At 59.9% G+C, this 766-nt stretch carries 1 protein-coding gene; it reads right to left on the bottom strand.

Annotated elements, in window-relative coordinates:
• On the bottom strand, nucleotides 1-766 hold a 766-nt coding region (locus EOA29_RS38670; protein WP_127222529.1), incomplete at both ends, for an alpha/beta fold hydrolase.

Here is a 766-nt window from a genome sequence, read left to right as displayed (position 1 = left end):
ATGCGTGACCAGATCAGGTCCTGCGAGCGAAGCATTTGGAAAGCTCCAGCCATGCGGCGCTGATCGAGGGTGCCCTCGACCCACATCATGTCCTCGAGCAGGGTAATCTGGCTCTCGTCCATGAAAAGGCCGAGTTCGCCTGGTTCTTCGAAATCAACCTGCGCCGCGAAAAGCGACAGGCTGGCAAATCGGTGATCGCCGTCGCGCGCCATTGCCGACGCGGCAATCGACAGCAGCGTCCCGCCAAGGCAGTAGCCCACCCCGTGGATCCGGCTGCTCCCAGTCGCTTTTCCGACCTCATCCAAGGCCGCCATCACGCCGAGGCGGCGGTAGTCGTCCAGGGAGAGTCCACTCTGATCGCTGCTCGGATTACGCCAGGAGATGCAGAAAACGGTATAGCCGCTCTGCACAAGGTAGCGGACCAGCGAGTTCTGCGGCGAAAGATCGAGAATGTAGTATTTCATGATCCAGGCGGGGGTTATGAGGATCGGCTCCTCCTTCACCGTGCCCGTCATTGGGGCATAGCGGATCAACTCGATCAGCTCGTTTTTGAAGATCACCTCGCCTGGCGTGATGGCGACTTCGATGCCTGGCCGAAACCGTTCCGCGCCAGCCGGCGGTCTACCGTCGATCAGACGAAGCAGGTCGTCGGCGAGGTTGTTGGCGCCGCTTACGAAATTGGCGCCATTTTCCCTAAAGGTCTTGTCGATGACTTCCGGGTTGAGCGCAGGGAAATTCGAGGGCGAGACGGTGTCCAGGATTTGCC

Source organism: Mesorhizobium sp. M1E.F.Ca.ET.063.01.1.1 (assembly GCF_003998155.1).
Classification (GTDB): Bacteria; Pseudomonadota; Alphaproteobacteria; order Rhizobiales; family Rhizobiaceae; genus Mesorhizobium.
The sequence above is the reverse complement of the archived record's forward strand: the minus strand, read 5'-3'. Positions and strand labels throughout refer to the sequence as shown.